General features: G+C 70.7%; 1 pseudogene. It reads right to left on the bottom strand.

What is annotated here, in order from left to right:
• Nucleotides 1–290: pseudogene (locus EN852_RS43020) on the bottom strand (hypothetical protein); the annotation flags it as partial.

Below are 290 nucleotides of genomic sequence, written 5' to 3'. Positions count from 1 at the left end.
ACCGTCCGCCGCTCGATCCCGGGCGAGACGGTGACGCGCGCATCCATGGCCAAGGAGGCGACGTCATAGGCGGCCGGGCCGATCAGCGCGTCCTGCACGTCGACGATGCCGAGCCGGAACACCGTGTCCAGCCAGCGTCCGTGCTTGTAGCCGGATCCTTCCAGGCGCCCGGAATGACGGCAGCCGAGCTTCTCGTGCAGCCGCACCGAGGCGCTGTCGGCATGGCCGTCGCCGATCACCGCGATGATCTGGCGGAAGCCCGCCGCGCGTGCCGTTTCGATCAGCGCCCG

Source organism: Mesorhizobium sp. M2E.F.Ca.ET.209.01.1.1, assembly GCF_004010375.2.
GTDB lineage: Bacteria > Pseudomonadota > Alphaproteobacteria > Rhizobiales > Rhizobiaceae > Mesorhizobium.
This window is presented reverse-complemented; position numbering and strand designations above follow the sequence as displayed.